We start from the raw sequence: 574 nt of genomic DNA on the forward strand, positions 1-574 counted from the left end.
CTTCCGCTGCGCCTGCACCATCACGCGTGGATAACCGACGACCAGGAAGCCACCCGACGCTTCTACGAGGACGTGATCGGTCTGCCGCTGGTGGCCGCCTGGAGCGAGCGGGACGTGCTGTTCGGCGCCGAGCGCGCCTACTCCCACACCTTCTACGGCCTCGCCGACGGCGGAGCCCTGGCCTTCTTCCAGTTCGCCGACCCCGAGGACCAGCGGGAGTTTCGGACCGACGTCCACTTCACGCCCTTCCGGCACATCGCCTTCAAGGTCGAGCGGGAGACCCAGGACGCGATGCGCGAGCGCGTCGCCGAGGCCGGCTACGCGGAGCCCGACACCTTCGTCGTGGACCACGGCTACTGCGTCTCGCTGTACGTCACGGACCCCAACGGGCTCATGCTGGAGTTCGTCGTCGACCACCCCGACGTGGCACGGATCGACGCCGAACGGCGTACGACGGCACACGCCGATCTCGCCCGCTGGCTCGCCGGCGACCACACCAGCAACAACACCTGGCGCTGACGCCGGGCCGGCCCGTGGCGAAGGCGCCGCCCTGGGCTCAGCCGTCCCCGGCTCA

General features: G+C 70.2%; 1 protein-coding gene. It reads left to right on the forward strand.

Annotated elements, in window-relative coordinates; translation table 11 throughout:
* Positions 1-519: VOC family protein (locus tag KUM32_RS40140; protein ID WP_217146644.1), on the forward strand; the 519-nt coding region annotated here is incomplete at its 5' end.
* Positions 520-574: the final 55 nt, after the last annotated feature.

The organism is Streptomyces sp. AC627_RSS907, assembly GCF_019049165.1.